General features: G+C 70.9%; 15 protein-coding genes. 11 read left to right on the forward strand and 4 right to left on the reverse strand.

Going from position 1 to position 17,248, the window contains the following annotated elements:
* Positions 1-195 precede the first annotated feature (195 nt).
* Positions 196-1,431: an ROK family transcriptional regulator gene (locus tag ABZX11_RS12830; RefSeq protein ID WP_176174676.1), complete on the reverse strand. Its 1,236-nt coding sequence runs from the start codon at positions 1,429-1,431 to the stop codon at positions 196-198.
* A 132-nt stretch (positions 1,432-1,563) separates the two neighbouring features.
* On the opposite strand from ABZX11_RS12830, the gene ABZX11_RS12835 reads away from it, so the two are divergent.
* From ABZX11_RS12835 to ABZX11_RS12870, 8 genes are all read left to right on the forward strand, one after another.
* The gene (locus tag ABZX11_RS12835) at positions 1,564-2,751 is read left to right on the forward strand and encodes an ROK family transcriptional regulator (protein ID WP_176174677.1); all 1,188 of its coding nucleotides are present in this window, start codon (positions 1,564-1,566) and stop codon (positions 2,749-2,751) included.
* A gap of 206 nt (positions 2,752-2,957) precedes the next feature.
* Complete coding sequence (locus ABZX11_RS12840; protein ID WP_354912746.1) at positions 2,958-4,628, forward strand: ABC transporter substrate-binding protein; 1,671 nt, start codon at positions 2,958-2,960, stop codon at positions 4,626-4,628.
* Positions 4,629-4,645: 17 nt separating this feature from the next.
* A complete protein-coding gene (locus tag ABZX11_RS12845; RefSeq protein ID WP_354912748.1) occupies positions 4,646-5,728 on the forward strand; it encodes an ABC transporter ATP-binding protein in 1,083 nt (360 codons plus the stop codon).
* Positions 5,725-6,705, forward strand: a complete 981-nt coding sequence (locus tag ABZX11_RS12850; RefSeq protein ID WP_176174680.1) for an ABC transporter permease — start codon at positions 5,725-5,727, stop codon at positions 6,703-6,705. The genes ABZX11_RS12845 and ABZX11_RS12850 overlap by 4 nt, the downstream gene beginning before the upstream one ends.
* 1 nt (position 6,706) lies before the next feature.
* Positions 6,707-7,690, forward strand: coding sequence for an ABC transporter permease (locus ABZX11_RS12855; protein ID WP_354912750.1), 984 nt, complete (start codon positions 6,707-6,709; stop codon positions 7,688-7,690).
* Entirely contained in the window at positions 7,690-8,679 is a 990-nt protein-coding gene (locus ABZX11_RS12860; RefSeq protein WP_176174682.1) for an ABC transporter ATP-binding protein, read from the forward strand. Before ABZX11_RS12855 ends, ABZX11_RS12860 begins: the two co-directional genes overlap by 1 nt.
* Positions 8,680-8,720: 41 nt before the next feature.
* Positions 8,721-10,124, forward strand: a complete 1,404-nt coding sequence (locus tag ABZX11_RS12865) for a GH1 family beta-glucosidase (RefSeq protein WP_354912752.1) — start codon at positions 8,721-8,723, stop codon at positions 10,122-10,124.
* Positions 10,125-10,291: 167 nt separating this feature from the next.
* Positions 10,292-10,906: a DUF2306 domain-containing protein gene (locus ABZX11_RS12870; RefSeq protein WP_354912754.1), complete on the forward strand. Its 615-nt coding sequence runs from the start codon at positions 10,292-10,294 to the stop codon at positions 10,904-10,906.
* Here ABZX11_RS12870 and ABZX11_RS12875 read toward each other — a convergent pair.
* A complete protein-coding gene (locus ABZX11_RS12875) occupies positions 10,863-12,017 on the reverse strand; it encodes an acyl-CoA dehydrogenase family protein (protein ID WP_354912756.1) in 1,155 nt (384 codons plus the stop codon). The two genes, ABZX11_RS12870 and ABZX11_RS12875, sit on opposite strands and share 44 nt — an antisense overlap.
* Complete coding sequence (locus tag ABZX11_RS12880) at positions 12,014-14,356, reverse strand: bifunctional salicylyl-CoA 5-hydroxylase/oxidoreductase (RefSeq protein WP_354912758.1); 2,343 nt, start codon at positions 14,354-14,356, stop codon at positions 12,014-12,016. Before ABZX11_RS12880 ends, ABZX11_RS12875 begins: the two co-directional genes overlap by 4 nt.
* A gap of 68 nt (positions 14,357-14,424) precedes the next feature.
* Between ABZX11_RS12880 and ABZX11_RS12885 the strand changes: the two genes are divergently transcribed.
* Positions 14,425-14,820 (forward strand): RidA family protein, encoded by a 396-nt coding sequence (locus ABZX11_RS12885; RefSeq protein WP_176174686.1) that lies wholly within the window; start codon positions 14,425-14,427, stop codon positions 14,818-14,820.
* Here the strand turns inward: ABZX11_RS12885 and ABZX11_RS12890 are convergent.
* Complete coding sequence (locus ABZX11_RS12890) at positions 14,807-15,649, reverse strand: PaaX family transcriptional regulator C-terminal domain-containing protein (protein WP_354912760.1); 843 nt, start codon at positions 15,647-15,649, stop codon at positions 14,807-14,809. The two genes, ABZX11_RS12885 and ABZX11_RS12890, sit on opposite strands and share 14 nt — an antisense overlap.
* 51 nt (positions 15,650-15,700) lie before the next feature.
* On the opposite strand from ABZX11_RS12890, the gene ABZX11_RS12895 reads away from it, so the two are divergent.
* Both ABZX11_RS12895 and ABZX11_RS12900 read left to right on the forward strand, forming a co-directional pair.
* Positions 15,701-16,378, forward strand: a complete 678-nt coding sequence (locus tag ABZX11_RS12895) for a GNAT family protein (RefSeq protein ID WP_354912762.1) — start codon at positions 15,701-15,703, stop codon at positions 16,376-16,378.
* Between the two features lie 183 nt (positions 16,379-16,561).
* Positions 16,562-17,221 (forward strand): hypothetical protein, encoded by a 660-nt coding sequence (locus tag ABZX11_RS12900; RefSeq protein ID WP_354913106.1) that lies wholly within the window; start codon positions 16,562-16,564, stop codon positions 17,219-17,221.
* Positions 17,222-17,248: the final 27 nt, after the last annotated feature.

Below are 17,248 nucleotides of genomic sequence, written 5' to 3' on the forward strand. Positions count from 1 at the left end.
GGTGCGTTGTTCGGGGTGCCGGCCGCCGTTAATTGTGGTCAAATATGCCTTGACCCGGCGCCGCCGGCCGTGTTGGGGCTTCGGATCGGGGTGCGGGGGAGGTCTGGGTCCTCGTCGGTTCCGGGTTTCGGGTTCGGTGCCCGTTGGGTGGGTGGTTGGTGGGCGGCTTGCGCCGCCGTGTGTCCGGTTTCGGTGTTATGCCGCGTCGGAGTTCGGGGCTTGCGGCTTGGCCAACCTCGACGTTGCTCCCTGCTCCAGGAGGTCCGCCACCGGTAACGTTGCCGCGCCCGTTGCCACCGCGTCCAGGCCCAAGGACCCCAGCTGGATCGATGTCTGGCTGAACGGGTGGCGCAGCGCGTGCTCGCCCGCCGCCTCGCGGATTCTCGGCAGGAGCTGCTCGCCCAGTGCCAGCCCTGCCCAGCCGCCGATCACGATGCGCTCCGGGTTGAACAAGTTGATCAAGTTTGCGATGCCCGCGCCCAGGTAGCCCGCCGTCTCGTCGAGGACGCGGGCCGCCGTCTTGGACTTCGGGGCCGCCGACAACAGCGCCGAGAAGCGGGCCTGCTCGTCCTCGCCCGTGATGTCCTTCCCGCGCGCCCGCCGGTAGCGGGCCAGGACCGCGCCCGCGCCGATGTACGCCTCCAGGCATCCGCGCGAACCGCAGCGGCACTCCTGACCGCCGTACGCGATCGTCGTGTGGCCCCACTCGCCCGCGCTGCTCGTCGAGCCTCGGTACGTCGTCCCGTCCGTCACCACCGCCGCTCCGACGCCCGAGCCGATCAGCGCTATCACCGCGTGGCGCGCCCCGCGGCCCGCGCCGAACCACATCTCCGCCTGGCCCTGCGTCTTCGCGCCGTTGTCGATGAACAGCGGCAACCCGACCCCCGCGTCGAGGAGCAGCGAGGCGAACGGGACCCCGTCCCAGCCCACCGTCGGGGCGTGGACCAGCACCCGCGCGCCCTGCTCGACCGTGCCCGGCACGCCGATGCCGACGCCCAGCACGCCCGACTCGTCGATGCCCGCGCTCGCGAACACCTCGCGCAGCCCGGACGTCACCTGCTCGACCGCCGTCGCCGGGTCGGGGGCCTTCGGGAGCGGGTGCTCGACCGTCGCCAGGCGGTTCATCGCCAGGTCGAACAGCTCGACCTTGACGCCCGTCTCGCCGATGTCGACGCCCGCGACGTGCCCGTACGCCGGGTCCACGCGCAGCAGCACCCGGGGCCGGCCGCCGTCCGACTCGACCTGGCCGGCTTCCGTGATCAGGCGTTCTTCACCCAGTTCGGCGGTCACGTTGCTCACGGTGGCGGCACTCAATCCGGTGAGCTGGCTGAGTTCGTGCCTCGACAGCGGGCCGTCGAAGTACAGTTTCGACAGCAGCAGGGATCGGTTGTGCCTCCGCAGATCGCGGACGGTGGTGCGCTTGCTCGCCATGGGCAACCCATCTGAACTCTTACCGGCTCACTGACAGGATGCCTGATCACCGTAAGTTGTGGCTATGTATTAAGTGGTGAACTAAGTCCCGAACCCATGGTGACCGGGCCGAGGTCTGGCAGAATCCTCCCGGTGACCCAGGTGGTGCGCCAGACGACCCGTGACCTCAGGCGGCACAACCGCGCGGCACTGCTCTCCTCGCTCTACCTCCGCGGTCCCATCAGCAGACTGGAACTGGTAGCTGAATCGGGACTGTCGGCCGCCACCGTTACCAACGTCGTCTCCGAGCTGATCGCGGACGGGGTCGTCGCCGAGGCCGGATCGGTCGAATCGGACGGCGGGCGGCCGCGGACGCTGCTGGCCGTCCGGCCGGACTTCGGGCACGTCGTGGGCGTCGACGTCAGCGAGACGCACGTCGAAGTCGGCCTGTTCGACTGCGCGCTCGGCACCCTCGGGACCGTGCGCCACCCGCTCGTCGGCACCCGGCTCGACCCGGACGAAGTGGCCGGCCTGGTGCGCACGGGCATCGCGGAAGTGCTCGAAGACGGCGATCCGGACGCGGTGTTCGGCGTCGGCATCGGCGTGCCGGGGGCGGTCCGCGACGGTGGCATCGTGCACGCGCCCACCCTCGGCTGGCGCGGTGTGAACTTCGCCGAGCTGATCCACCCGCACATCGAGGCGCCGCTGCACCTCGACAACCGCGCGCGCACGCTCGGGCAGGCCGAGGCCTGGCGCGGCGCCGGCCGGGGCGCCGAACGCGCCATCGTCGCCCTCCTCGGGGTCGGGGTCGGGGCCGCCGTCGCGACGGCCGGGCGCTCGCACCCCGGCATCACCACCAGCGAGTGGGGCCACACCGTCGTCAAGGCGGCCGGCGCGGCCTGCCGGTGCGGCTCGCACGGCTGCCTGGAGGCCTACGTCGGCACCGAGGCGGTCGTCCGCCACTACGCCGTCCGCGTCGGCAAGGAACCGGTCATCGGGGACGAAAGCGACGGCGAGCTGGCCCGGATCGTCGAGGAGGCGGCCGGCGGCGGCCCGGCGGCCGACGTGCTCGCCGAGACCGGCGAGTACCTGGGCATCGGCATCGCCAACCTGATCAACCTGCTCAGCCCCGATCGGGTGGTGCTTTCCGGCTCGGCCGGGGCGATCATGGGGCAGGCGATCCTCCCGGCCGTCCGGGACGCCGTCGGCCGGCACGCCCTGGACTACCTCGCCGAGCGCACCGAGGTCGTCCTCGGCAGGCTGGGGCCCGAGGCGGTCGCGCTCGGCGCGGCCACCCTGCCGATCGCGCAGCTGCTGGCGAACGGCGGCCGCACGGCCTGAAACCCTTGCGCGGCAAGGCCTAGTTCGATCGTTTGGTCCAGACCGCGCGTTCTTTCAGTACTTAAACTTAGGCACAAAATGTTACCGCCGTGTTATTGACGTGACCCGAGTCACCCGGGTTGACTTCGGGACGTCGTTCGGTCGCCGGCGGTCGGGGCTCGCTACCAGTCGACAGCACGCAAGTCGTCGATGACCAGGAGGAACCGATGCGAGTCAAGCGCTCCATCGTCGCAGCGCTCATAGCCATCACCGCACTGAGCGGGCTCACGGCGTGCTCGGGCGGCAGTTCCAATGCCGCCCAGAGCAACCCGGACGCCGTGCTCACCGTCGGCAAGCCGGACGGCCCGCAGGCGGAGAACAACAACCCGTTCCTGGAGACCTCCGCCCTGTCGAACATGGGCTACCGGTGGATGATCTACGAGCCCCTGGCCATGCACAACCGCGTCAAGCCCCAGGACCCGGCGAAGCCGTGGCTGGCCACCAAGTGGGACTGGACGGACAACTACAAGAAGCTGGTCCTGACCGTCCGTGACGGCGTCAAGTTCTCCGACGGCCAGCCGATGACCGCCGAGGACGTCGCCTACACGTTCCAGCTGCTGCGCGACAACAAGGCGCTGAACGTCGACGCCGTCCCGTACAAGGACATCACCGCGGCCGGCAACCAGGTCACCCTGGGCTTCGACAACTCGCAGTTCGTCAACCAGGTCAAGATCCTGCAGACGCTCGTCGTGCCGAAGCACGTCTGGAAGGACGTCAAGGACCCGGCGCTCGACCTGGTGAAGAACCCGATCGGCACCGGCCCGTACACGCTCAAGTCGGCCACCCCGCAGACGATGATCGTCGTGCGGCGCGACAGCGGCTACTGGCAGGAAGCGCCGAAGGTCAAGGAGATCCGCTACACCTCCTACACCGACAACAACGCGCAGGTCAGCGCGCTGGTCAACGGGGCTTCCGAGTGGAGCTTCGTGTTCATCCCGAACTACAAGGCCGTCTACACCAACAAGGACCCGCAGCACTACAAGCTGTGGTTCCCCGCGCAGCTGGCCGTCCACGGCCTGTGGTTCAACACCGAGAAGGCGCCGTGGAACGACGCGAAGCTGCGCCAGGCGATCAACAAGGTGATCAACCGCGACGACATCTTCAACCAGGGTGAGGCCGGCTACTTCTACCCGAAGAACGACCAGGTCACCGGCATTCCGACGCCGGCGGGCGACCCGTTCATCGCGCCGCAGTACAAGGGCCAGTCGGTGCAGCTCGACGTCGCGGGCGCGAAGTCGCTGCTGACCGGAGCGGGCTACAAGTTCAACGGCGACAAGCTGGCCGACCCGAGCGGCAAGCCGGTCGCCATCAAGCTCACCGTCCCGTCCGGCTGGTCGGACTACGTCACCGACCTGGAGATCATCAAGGACAACCTGGCGCAGATCGGCATCACCGCCACGGTCGAGAAGATGAACCAGGACGCCTGGATGAAGTCGGTCGACACCGGTGACTTCGAGGGCCTGATGCACTGGACCAACGACGGCCAGACGCCGTACGACATGTACCGCGACGTCATGGACGGCAACCGCTACAAGCCGACCGGCCAGGGTGGCATCAACGGCAACTACGGCCGCTTCAAGAACGACGAGGCGACCAAGGCGCTCGAGACCTACGCCAACGCCGAGGACGACGCCGCCCGCACCGCCGCGATGGCCACGCTGCAGAAGATCATGATCGAGCAGCAGCCGATGATCCCGACCTCGGCGGCCAACTCCGGCGGCGAGTACAGCACGAAGAACTGGGTCGGCTGGCCGGACGACGCCAACCCGTACGCGCCGGCCCAGCCGACGCTGCGCAACGCGCTCGACATCGTCCTGCACCTCAAGCCCGCGGCCTGACGATGGCGGATTCAGCAGTGACGACCGAGCAGTCCCCCTCCGACCCCGTCGCCGTCGGGTCGGAGGGGGACCTCCCCGTGGTCCTCGAGGCCGCGGGCCTCACCAAACACTTCCTTATCAGACGCAGTCCGGTGCGCCGCAAAAGCCGGGCCGCGCTGACCGGTCCCCGGCGCAGCATCCAGGCCGTCGACGACGTCACCCTGACGCTCCGCCGCGGCCGCGTCACCGCGCTGGTCGGCGAGTCCGGTTCGGGCAAGTCGACGGTCGCGCGCCTGCTCGCGGGGCTCTACCCGCGCACCGGCGGCGACATCCGGCTGCACGGCGAGACGGTGGACGTCAAGCGCGGCAGGGCGTTCCGCGCCTACGCCCGCCGGGTCCAGATGATCTTCCAGGACCCGTTCGCGTCGCTGAACCCGGTGCACACCGTGCGCTACCACCTGACGCGGGCGCTGAAGATCCACGGCCGCGGCGGCGAAGACCTGGAGAAGGCACTGCACGAGCTGCTCGCCCGCGTCCAGCTGACCCCGCCCGAGCGGTACGTCGACAAGTTCCCGCACGAGCTCTCCGGCGGCCAGCGCCAGCGCGTCGCGATCGCGCGGGCGCTCGGCGCCGACCCGGAGGCGCTGCTGGCCGACGAGCCGGTGTCCATGTTGGACGTCTCCATCCGGCTCGGCGTGCTGAACCTGTTGCGGGACCTGAAGGAACGCCTCCACCTGGCGATCCTGTACATCACGCACGACATCGCGTCCGCGCGCTACTTCGCCGACGAGACCATGGTGATGTACGCGGGCCGGATGGTCGAAGGCGGCGACAGCGAGACCATCACGCAGCGGCCGGCGCACCCGTACACCCGGCTGCTCATCGAATCCGCACCCGACCCGGACCGGATCGCGGGCGGCGGCGACCCCGCGGAGGCGCCGGCCGAGCGCGGGTCCGGTGAACCGCCGAGCCTGATCGACCCGCCGGCGGGCTGCCGCTTCCACCCGCGCTGCCCGGTGGCGATGGCCCGGTGCGAGACCGAGCTGCCGCCGCGGTTCGACGTCGGCGACGCGCCGGGGCACTGGGCCGCCTGCTGGCTGTACGACGGGGCCGCCCGATGAGGTACCTGCTGCAACGGTTCGGCTTCTACGTCTTCACCGCGTGGGCCGCCGTCACCATCAACTTCTTCATCCCGCGGCTGATCCCCGGCGACCCGGTGCAGTCGCTGATCGCCAAGAACCAGGGCATGATCAGCGCGGACGCGATCGAGTCGCTGTACGTCCTGTTCGGACTGGACAAGAACCAGAGCGTGCTCTCCCAGTACTTCGACTACTGGGGCCAGCTCTTCCGCGGCGACCTCGGGATCTCGTTCACGTTCTTCCCGACGCCGGTCTCCGACCTGCTGACCGACAGCCTGCCGTGGACGATCATCCTGGTCGGCATCACCACGGTCGTCGGGTTCGCGATCGGCACCGGGCTCGGCGTGGTGGCCGGCTGGAAGCGCGGCTCGTGGGTCGACGGCCTGCTGCCGGTGACGACGTTCCTGTCGTCGATCCCGTACTTCTGGCTCGGCCTGATCGCGCTGACGCTGCTGGCCGGCCCGGGCAGCTTCTTCCCGTCGTCCGGCGGCTACGACCCGGGCACGGTGCCCGGGTGGGACCCGTCGTTCATCGGCAGCGCGATCCAGCACAGCCTGCTGCCCGCGCTGACCATCCTGATCAGCTCGATGGGCAGCTGGATCCTCGGCATGCGGAACATGATGGTCACGGTCGCGTCGGAGGACTACGTGACCGTCGCGCACGCCAAGGGCCTGCCGGAACGCCGGGTGATGGTCGGGTACGCCGCCCGCAACGCGCTGCTGCCCAGCGTGTCCGGCTTCGCGCTGGCCCTGGGCTTCATCGTCGGCGGCACGCTGCTGGTGGAGATCGTCTTCTCCTACCCCGGCGTCGGCTACCAGCTGTTCCAGGCCGTCGGCTCCCAGGACTACCCGCTGATGCAGGGCATCTTCCTGATCATCACGCTCTCGGTGCTGGTGGCGAACCTGCTCGCCGACGTCGCCTACCTCGCACTCGACCCGCGCACCCGGAAGGAGGGCTGACATGGCCGTACCCGCAGCGGACGTCAAGGCCGCACAGGCCCTCCCGCTCGAAGCGGTCGCGCGCCGGCGCCGCTTCCGGTTCCTCACCGGCGGCAAGACCGTCACCGGTGTCGCCGTCATCGGCTTCTTCCTGGTGATCGCGATCATCGGGGACTGGATCGCGCCGTACGACCCGTCGGCGCGCAGCAGCGACCTGCTGGAGGCGCCGTCGGCGCGGCACTGGTTCGGCACCACCCACCTCGGCCAGGACATCTTCAGCCAGGTCGTGGTCGGCACCCGCAGCGTCATGCTGGTCGGGCTGGCCGCCGGGATCGTGGCGACGATCCTCGCGGTGATCGTCGGCGTGACGTCCGGGTACCTCGGCGGCACCCCCGGCGAAGGCCTGTCCGCACTGTCCAACGTGTTCCTGGTGATTCCGGCGCTGCCGCTGATCATCATCATCGGGAGTGCGGTGCCCACCGGCGGCGACATCCTGGTGGCGGTGATCATCGGCTTCACGTCGTGGGCGTGGGGCGCGCGGGTGCTCCGGGCGCAGACGTTGTCACTGAGAGGCCGCGAGTACGTCGAAGCGGCCCGCGCGACCGGCGAGTCGACCTGGCGGATCATCTTCTTCGAGATCCTGCCGAACCTGACCGCGGTGATCGCGTCCAGCTTCGTCGGCACGGTGATCTTCGCCGTGATGTCGGAGATCACGCTGGCCTTCGTCGGCGTCTCCGGGCTGTCCGACTGGAACTGGGGCACGATCCTGTTCTGGGCGCAGAGCCAGCAGGCGCTGGCCCAGGGCGCGTGGTGGTGGTTCGTGCCGGCCGGTCTGGCGATCGCCATCCTCGGCACGGCGTTGTCCCTGCTGAACTTCGGCATCGACGAATTCGTCAGCCCGCGGCTGCGCGGCAGCGGCAAGTCCCGCGTGCGCGGCGCGGACGGGAAGACGCACCGGATGCGCGTGGGCTTCACGCCCGTGCTCGGGCGGGAGGAGCAGCCGTGATGGACCCGGTGCTGGAGATCAAGGGCCTGGACGTCGACTACGGCGTCGGCGACGAAGCCGTGCGCGCGGTCCGGGACGTGCACCTGACGCTGCACCGCGGCGAAGTGCTCGGCCTGGCCGGGGAAAGCGGTAGCGGCAAGTCCACTTTGGCCTACGGGCTGACGCGGCTGCTCGCGCCACCGGGCGTGATCCGCGGCGGCGAGGTGATCTACCACCCCGCGGACGGCGAACCGTACGACGTGCTCCGCTTGACCGACAAGCAGCTCCGCGACTTCCGGTGGGCGGAGACGTCCATCGTGTTCCAGGGCGCGATGAACTCGCTGAACCCGGTGCACAAGGTCGTCACGCAGCTCGTCGACGTGATCAAGGCGCACGAACCGCGGACCACGAAGGCGAGCCGCCTCGCGCGGGCCCGTGACCTGCTGAAGCTGGTGGGGATTTCGGCCGACCGGCTGGACGCGTACCCGCACCAGCTCTCCGGCGGCATGCGGCAGCGGGTGATGATCGCGATGGCGCTCGCGCTGGAACCGCGGGTCGTCATCATGGACGAGCCGACCACCGCGCTCGACGTCGTCATGCAGCGGCAGATCCTGGGCCAGCTGGTCGAGCTGCGGGAGCGGCTGGGCTTCTCGGTCCTGTTCATCACGCACGACCTGTCGCTGCTGGTGGAGTTCTCGGACCGGATCGCGATCATGTACGGCGGCCGGATCGTCGAGCAGGCGCCGGCGTCGGACCTCTACCGGGACGCGCTGCACCCGTACAGCCACGGCCTGCTGAACTCGTTCCCCGCGCTGCGCGGGCCGCGGCGCGAGCTGAGCGGGATCCCCGGGTCGCCGCCGGACACGCGCGGGATGCCGTCCGGCTGCGCGTTCCACCCCCGGTGCCCCAAGGCTTTCGAGCCGTGCCCCGACCGCGTGCCGCTGCTGGGCACACCCGGCGACCCGGCGCGCGAAGTGGCGTGCTGGCTGCATCCCGTCGCCGCTCCCTGAACGCCGTCCGACCTGTCCGGTACCACTGGAGGAGTGCTGCCTTGACCGAGACCACTGCCGCGACCGCCGAGCAGCAGGCGCTGATCGACACCCTGCCGCCGGACTTCCGCTGGGGCGTGGCCACCGCTGCGTACCAGATCGAAGGGGCGGTCGCCGAAGACGGGCGCACACCGTCCATTTGGGACACGTTCTGCCAGGTGCCGTGGGCGATCGACAACAACGACACCGGTGACGTGGCGTGCGACCACTACCACCGGATGCCGTCGGACATCGAGCTGGTCCGCTCGCTCGGAGCGGACACCTACCGGTTTTCGGTTTCCTGGCCCCGGGTCCAGCCGCACGGCCGCGGCGGCATCAACGAGGCCGGCATCGGGTTCTACGACCGGCTCGTCGACGAGACGCTCAGCCGTGGGATCACGCCGTGGCTGACGCTGTACCACTGGGACCTGCCGCAGGAGCTGGAGGACGCGGGCGGCTGGCCGGCCCGCGACACGGCGTACCGGTTCGCGGACTACGCGATGCTGGTGTTCGACCGGCTCTCCGACCGCGTCCGCCACTGGACGACGCTGAACGAGCCGTGGTGCTCGGCGATGCACGGGTACGTGCACGGCGTGATGGCGCCGGGACGGCGTGACTACGCGGCGGGGTTGCACGCGGTGCACCACCTGCTGCTCGGCCACGGGCTGGCGGTGCAGCGCATGCGCGAGGCGGCCCCGGCGGACACGCAGTTCGGCATCACGCTCAACATGTGCACGGCCGACCCGGCGACGGACTCCCCGGAGGACGTGCGCGCGGCGCGCCAGGCCGACGGCCTCGGCGTCCGCATCTACCTGGATCCGCTGGTCCACGGCCGCTACCCGGCGGACGTGGTGGAGGACCTGGCCGCGCGGGACGTCCGCCTCCCGGTCCAGGACGGCGACCTGTCGATCATTTCGACCCCGCTGGACTTCCTCGGCGTGAACTACTACTTCGGCCAGCAGTTCTCGGGCGTGGACGAGAACGGCTCCGCCGTCGACGAAGACGGGGCACCGACGTCGCGCGTGGTCCCCTTCGGCGAGCCGACGACGGCGATGGGCTGGGAGATCCTGCCGGGCAAGTTCACCGAGCTGCTGACCCGACTGGGCCGCGACTACCCGGGCCTGCCGATGTACATCACGGAGAACGGCTCGGCCTTCGACGACGACCCGGACTCCACCGGCTTCGTGCGTGACGACGGCCGTACGGCCTACCTGGCTTCGCACATCGCGGCGGTGGCGGCGGCCCGCCAGGCGGGTGCAGACGTGCGCGGCTACTTCGCCTGGTCCCTTTTGGACAACTTCGAGTGGGCGTACGGGTACGCGAAGCGGTTCGGGCTGATCCGGGTGGACTACGAGACGCAGGAGCGGACGATCAAGCAGAGCGGCTACTTCTACCGCGACACCGTCCGGCGGGTCCGCGGCAGCTGAACGGCGGTGGGGTGGGCCCCACCGGGACGCCGGTGGCCCACCCCATGGCCTCCTCCCCGTGGTCTTCCCTAGCGTCGGGAAGAAAGCCGACCTCGGGGGTGGCAGTGTCCGTGCAAACCGAAGTCAGACCCGCCGGAACGACGCCGAAGTGGTGGCGACGACCCTGGGTGGCGCCGCTCGCCCTGGTCGTCGCCGTCTTCCTCGCCTTCTCCGTTCCGCCCTACCTCACGCTCGATCCGGCGCGGTCGCGCGTGCCCGCGCCGGCCGGGTTCGCCGCGCACTACTGGCTGCTCGTCGCGCACATCGCCTTCGGGACCGTCGCCATCGCCGGGGTGATCCTGCAGGTCTGGCCGTGGCTGCGCCGGACGCACCCGGTCGTCCACCGCCGCGTCGGGCGCGTCTACGTCTTCGGCGGGGCCATCCCGGCGGCCGTGATGGCCGCGGCGATCGGCGCGGTGAGCCCGTTCGGGCCGGTCGTCGCCGTCCTCGACGTCGTGGCCGCGTTGCTGTGGCTCGCCTTCACGATCGCCGGGTGGCGGGCGATCCGGCAGCGCCGGTACGGCGAGCACCGGAAGTGGATGATCCGCAGCTTCGCGATGTGCATGAACACGCTGATGTCCCGTGCGCTGTCCCCGATCGGCTTCCTGGTGGTCATGCCGCGGGGCTTCGACAAGGAGACGATGATCCTCAGCGCCGCCACCGTGTCCGGGGTGCTGAGCGTCCTGACCCTGCTGCTGCTCAGCCAGTGGTGGATCGAGCGGAAGCCAGCCAGCGCGCGATGATCGTGCGCTGGATCTCCGACGCGCCTTCGTAGATCCGGGGTGCCCGGACCTCCCGGTACAGGTGCTCCAGCAGGTGCCCGCGCCGCAGCGCGCGGGCGCCGTGGAGCTGGACCGCCGAGTCGACGACGAACTGGGCCGCCTCGGTGGCGAACAGCTTCGCCATCGCCGCGCGGCCGCCGAGGTCCGGCTCGCCCGCGTCGTAGGCACCCGCCGCCGCGTAGACCAGCAGCCGCGCCGCTTCCGTGCGGGTGGCCATCTCGGCGAGCGTGTGGGCCACCGCCTGCTGCTTGATCAGCGGCCCGCCGAAGGCTTCCCGCTCGCCGGTGTGGTCCACCGTGGCGTCCAGTGCCGCCTGGGCCATGCCGACGGCGAACGCGCCGACGCTCGGGCGGAACAGGTCCAGGGTCCGCATCGCCACGGCGAAGCCGCGGTTCTCCTCGCCGAGCAGCTCCTCGCGCCGGACCTCGACGCCCTCGAACGTCACGGTGCCGATCGGGTGCGGGCTGACCAGGTCGAGGTGCTCGCCGCCGAGGCCGGGTCGGTCGGCCGGGACGACGAACGCGCTCACCCCGCGCGAGCCCGCGTCCGGCGTCGTGCGGGCGAACACCGTGTAGAAGTCGGCTTCGGGGGCGTTCGAGATCCACATCTTCTCGCCGGTGAGCCGCCAGCCGTCGCCGTCCGGCTCGGCGGACAACGACAGCGCGGCCGCGTCCGAACCCGCGTCCGGCTCGGTCAGTGCGAACGCCGCCACCGCGTCGCCTGCCGCCACCGCGGGCAGCCACTTCGCGACCTGCTCGTCCCTTCCGGACTGGAGGACCGGGTAGCTTCCCAGGCCCTGCAAGGCCAGCGCCGTCTCGGCCTCGGTGCTCACCGTGGCGAGGTTCTCGCGCAGGATGCACAGGTCCGTCGCGGCCGCCTGCCTCGACGGCGTTCCCGAGGCGACACCGGGGAAGAGCCGAGCGAGCAAACCGAGCGCGCCCATCGCCTTCAGCAGCGGCCGGTTGACCGCACCCTCCACACCGGACTCGGCGAGCGGGAGCAGCTGCTCGCTCGCCAGCTTCCGCACGTCGGCGGCGAACGCCTGCTGCTCGGGGTTCAGCGTGAACGTCATGACGAAGCTCCCGGTCGCCAGCGGGCGTGTGCGGTGCCGGCGGGACCGGACCGGACGAGGTCGAGACGCGGCTCCGGCCCGTCGGAGCGGCCCGTCTGCGGCTTGCGGCTGCCCGCGGCGAACGGCTTCGGCCACGGCATCGGGTAACCCTGCTCGGCCGCCGCGTGCAGCGTCCACTGTGGATCGTAGAGGTGGGTCCGGCCCAGGGCGCAGAGGTCCGCGCGCCCGGCCAGGATCAGCGAGTTGACGTCGTCGTAGGAGGAGATCGCGCCGACCGCGATCACCGCGATCCCGTACTCCTCGCCGATTTCGTTGCGGATGCGGTCGGCGTACGGGGTCTGGTAGCTGCGGCCGTACTGCGGGCGTTCCTCGCTGACGACCTGGCCGGTGGAGACGTCGATGCCCGCGGCGCCGTGGGCGGCGAACGCCCGCGCGATCTCGACGGCGTCGTCGGCGTCGATGCCGCCTTCGCACCAGTCGGTGGCCGAGATCCGGACGGTCATCGGCCGCTCGGCCGGCCAGGCGGCCCGGACCGCGTCGAAGACCTCCAAGGGGAAGCGCAGCCGGTTGTCCAGCGAGCCGCCGTAAGCGTCCGTGCGCTGGTTCGTCAGCGGCGAGAGGAACGAAGACAGCAGGTAGCCGTGCGCGCAGTGCAGTTCGAGGACGTCGAACCCGGCCCGGCCCGCAGCCTCGGCGCACGCGACGAACTGATCGCGGATTTCCGCCAGCTCCGAAGTGGACAGTTCACGCGGAACCTGGTTCCGGTCCGAATAGGGCAGTGGTGAAGGCGCGCAGATTTCCCAGTTGCCGGACGGCAGCGGCTCGTCGATGCCGTCCCACATGAGTTTCGTCGAGCCCTTGCGCCCGGAGTGTCCCAGTTGGACGCCGATCCGCGCCGGCGTTTGCCCGTGCACGAAGTCGACGACCCGCTTCCACGCGGCTTCCTGTTCCGGCGTGTACAGCCCGCCGCAGCCGGGGGTGATCCGGCCTTCGGGGGAGACGCAGACCATCTCGGTCATCACCAGGCCGGCCCCGCCCAGCGCCTTGCTGCCCAGGTGGACCAGGTGGAAGTCGCCCGGCACACCGTCCACTGCGGAGTACATGTCCATGGGGGACACGACGATCCGGTTGGGCAGCTCCAGTCCGCCGAGGGAGAACGGCTGGAACATCGGCGGCCGCGACGTCGTCCCGAGCTTGCGCGCGAACCAGTGGTCCAGCTCGGTGGCGAACTCCGGGTCGCGCAGGCGGAGGTTGTCGTAGGTGACGCGGCGGCTGCGCGTGAGGAGGTTGAACGCGAACTGCGGCGGCTCCTGGTGGGCGTACTGCGCGATGTTCTCGAACCACTCGAGGCTGGCCTGCGCGGCCCGCTGCGTCGACGTGACGACCGGCCGTCGCTCCAGCTCGTAGGCCTTCAGGGCCGCGGTGACGCCGTCGGTTTCGTGCAGGCACGCGGCCAGCGCGAGCGCGTCCTCCATCGCCAGCTTCGTGCCCGAGCCGATCGAGAAGTGCGCGGTGTGCGCGGCGTCGCCGAGGAGGACGACGTTTTCGTGCACCCAGGTCTCGCAGCGGACCGTGCCGAAGGAGACCCACTTCGAGTTGTTCGCCAGCACCTGGTGGCCGTCGAGGACGTCGGCGCACAGCTCGCGGATCAGCGCGATCGACTTCTCGTCGCTCTCGGCCGGCTTGAGCGCGGTGGCCGCGATCGGGCCGAACGTCCGCTGCCAGACGTCCTCCTGCACCTCGAGGATGAACGTGCTGCCGTCGCGGCCGTACGGGTAGCCGTGGATCTGCATGATCCCGGCCGGCGTTTCGAGGACGTAGAACTTGAAGGCGTCGAACACGAGGTCCGTGCCCAGCCAGATGTACCGGCACCGGCGCGTCTCGACGCTCGGCCGGAACGTCTCGGCGTACCGCGCGCGCACCGCCGAGTTGACGCCGTCGGCGGCGATGACCAGGTCGTACCCGGAGAGGTCCGTGGGGGCCTCTTCCCGGAAGTGCAGGCCGACGCCGAGCTCGCCGCAGCGGCTCTGCAGGATGCCGAGCAGGCGCTTGCGGCTCATCGCGGCGAAGCCGTGGCCGCCGGAGGTGGTGACCGTGCCGCGGTAGTGGACGTCGATGTCGTCCCAGCGGGCGAATTCCGCCTTCATGGCCTCGTGGACGGCCGGGTCGGCGTGCTCGATGCCGCCGAGGGTCTCGTCGGAGAACACGACGCCGAAGCCGAAGGTGTCATCGGGGGCGTTGCGTTCCCAGACGGTGATTTCGTGGCCGGGCCCGAGCTGCTTCGCGAGCGCGGCGAAGTACAGACCCGCCGGGCCGCCACCGATGACCGCGATTCGCACGTCGTCCAGGGTATGTCGTGGTGTGTACGACCGTCAATGAGGCGAAAGATGGCGTACGGTGTCCTCTCATGGAACGCATCAACCCGCCGGAGCTGGGCAAGCCGTCCGGGTTCTCGCACGCGGTGGTGGCCGAGGGCCGGGTGGTCTTCCTCGCCGGCCAGACCGCGCTGGACGCGTCGAACAAGATCGTCGGCGAGGGGGTGGTCGAGCAGTTCGAGCGCGCGCTGGGCAACCTGCTGGCGTCCCTGCGCGCGGCGGGCGGGTCACCGGCGGACCTGTGCAGCGTGACGATCTACATCGTGGACATGGCCGACTACCGGAACCACGCCCGCGAGATCGGCCGGGTGTGGAAGCGGCTGGCGGGAACGGAGTACCCGGCGATGGCGGGCATCGGCGTGTCCCGGCTGTGGGACGCGGAGGCGCTGGTGGAGGTACAGGGGTTCGCGGTGCTCAGCCGAGGTTGATCGCCCTGGCGACGTACGCCCTCGCCGGGGTCTCCAGCTTCGCGTGCAGCTCGAAGAACAGCTCCGCCGCGCGGATCCCCGACCAGCCCGGCGGCAGGAACTCCGCCGGCAGGCCCGGGTCGAGGTACGGCATCCGCCGCCAGCCGGTCAGCACCCGGACGTAGTCGGCGAATGCCTGCTCGTCCGTCACCGACTTGCGGCGCAGTGCCGGGCCGTGTTCGTCGAGGAACGTCGTGTACAGCTCGTCCAGGCGGTCGAGGTCCCACCAGTCGCGGACCTTCGCCGCGACGTCGCCGAAGGCCAGGTGGTCGGCTCGGAACAAGTCCGCGTACCCGGCCAGGCCGAGGCGGGTGAGCGCTTCCTCGGTCGCCGCGTGGAGGTGGGCCGGGGCGATCCAGACGCCGGAGGCCGCCGTGCCGAAACCCATCCTGGCCAGCTGGGTGCGCAGCAGGTGGCGCTTGTGGCGCTCGGTCTCGGGCACCGAAAACACCGCGAGCAGCCAGCCGTCCGCCGGGGTCGCGCGGCCGCGGCGGAAGATCCGCTCGTCGCCCTCGCGCAGGATTTCGCGGGCTTCGTCGGACAGCTCGTAGCCCGCCGTCGCGTCGCGGCGGACCGCTTCGAGGATCCCTCGCCGCTTCAGCCGGGAGATCGACGAGCGCACCGCGGGCTCGTCGACGCCGACGGCCGCCAGCAAATCGATCAGCGACGCGACCGAGAGCCAGCCGCCCTCGGTGCGCGAGTAGAGGCCGTACACCGTCACGATGAGCTGGCGAGGCTGGGCGGACCGGCCGGAGCCGTCCAGTTCGGTTGCCTCGGGTACGGCCGTCATCGCGCCACGATAGCAACCCCGGCCGGTCCGCTCCGCTACGATTTCGCCGCGATGCTGCCAGCCACCAAGGGGATCTTCGACCGGCTCACCCGCCGGGGCCGCCTGATGAGCAAGCGGGCCTGCGACCGGCGGGGCCACGTGCTGCGCTCCGAGCGCTTCCTGTTCCGCACCCCGACCGCGTGGGAGTACGCCGCCGCCGTGGCCGGGGGCAGCGATCCGGCCGCGCAGCGGTGGCTCGGCTGGCAGCGCGACTCGATCGTCGCCGAGCCGGCGCGGGCCGACGCGCTGCGGGTCGTGCCCGGCACCGGGCCGGACTGGGCGTCACCCGATCCGCAGTCCGTCGACCTGGTGATGATCGATCTCGAAGCCAACCGCTGCGCCGGGCTGGTGAGCGTGCACACCGGCGAGGACGGCGGCCCGGAGACCGGCGGCTACCTCGCGCCCGCCTACCGCGGCCGCGGCCACGGGCGGGTGCTGTTCGCGGCCGGGCTGACGCTGGCCCACGACCACCTCGGCCTGCCGCGGGTGCGTGCCGGCGCCGAGGTCGGCAACATCGCCAGCGCGCGGTCGCTGCAGGCCGCCGGGCTCCTCCGCGTCGCCGGCCCGCCGACGTACCGGCTGCCGGACGGCCGGGTCACCGAGGCGTGGTGGTTCCAGCACGACGTCCCGCGCCCGGAACGCTGTGGTGGCCCGCAAGCGACGTGGTTCCCGGCGGCCTCCCTGCTCTGAATCTTTCGGGGGTTCCGGGTGGCGGAGCCCCCGGCCCGGGGCGAAGCCCCGGTTGTCACAGTAACTTCGGCGCTCGCCGACGTTTTCCGCCGCTAACTTCGCGGTATGACTTCGCTTTCCGCGCCGGTTCCGCCCGTTCCCTCCGACGTGCCGCGGGGGAGCATCTCCTGGCTGCGCGCGTCCGTGGCCCGCTTCAGCAACGGCCTCGACCACGTCCGGCGGCGCGCGCTGGCGGTGGACCTCTTGGCCGCTGTCGACGCGGATGCCTTGCAGGACAGCGCTTTTGCACGCACTCGGCGGCTGGTGGCCGGACTCGACGTCGTCGACGTGATGGCCGGGATCGCGCGGCCGGTGCCGGTCGGGGTGCTCGCCGAGGCGCTGGGCCTGCCGGACGTCTCGGCCGACGTGGTCCCGGTCGCGGCGGCCTACCACCCGCACGTCGAACCGGGCGCGGCCGCCGAAGCGGCGTTGACCCGGCTGCTCGCCGTGTGCGGCGGCCCGACCGAACTCGCCGCCGCCCGGATCGGCCTGCTCGTCCAGGCCTGCGACGCCACGGCGGGCCTCATCGGCAACGGGCTTTTGGCGGCGCGGCACGGAAAACCGGCGGAGCAGCCGGTGCTGGCCACCCGCCGCCGGATCGACGGCGCCGACGTCACGGTGTCCCTCGCCGGGACGCCGTTCGGGGCCGGGCCGCGCGCGTGCCCGGGATCGCGGCACGCCGTCGCCCTGGCGGCCGGTGTTCTTGAGGCGTTGCACGGGTTTCGCCTGACGGAAACGGAAATCTCGTGGGTTCCGGCGCCGAATCTCCGGATGCCCGCGGTTCTGCTGGTGACCCGCGGGTGACCCGCCGCGGCCTTCTGCTAAGACTTA

The organism is Amycolatopsis sp. NPDC004169 (genome assembly GCF_040610315.1).
Taxonomy (GTDB): domain Bacteria; phylum Actinomycetota; class Actinomycetes; order Mycobacteriales; family Pseudonocardiaceae; genus Amycolatopsis.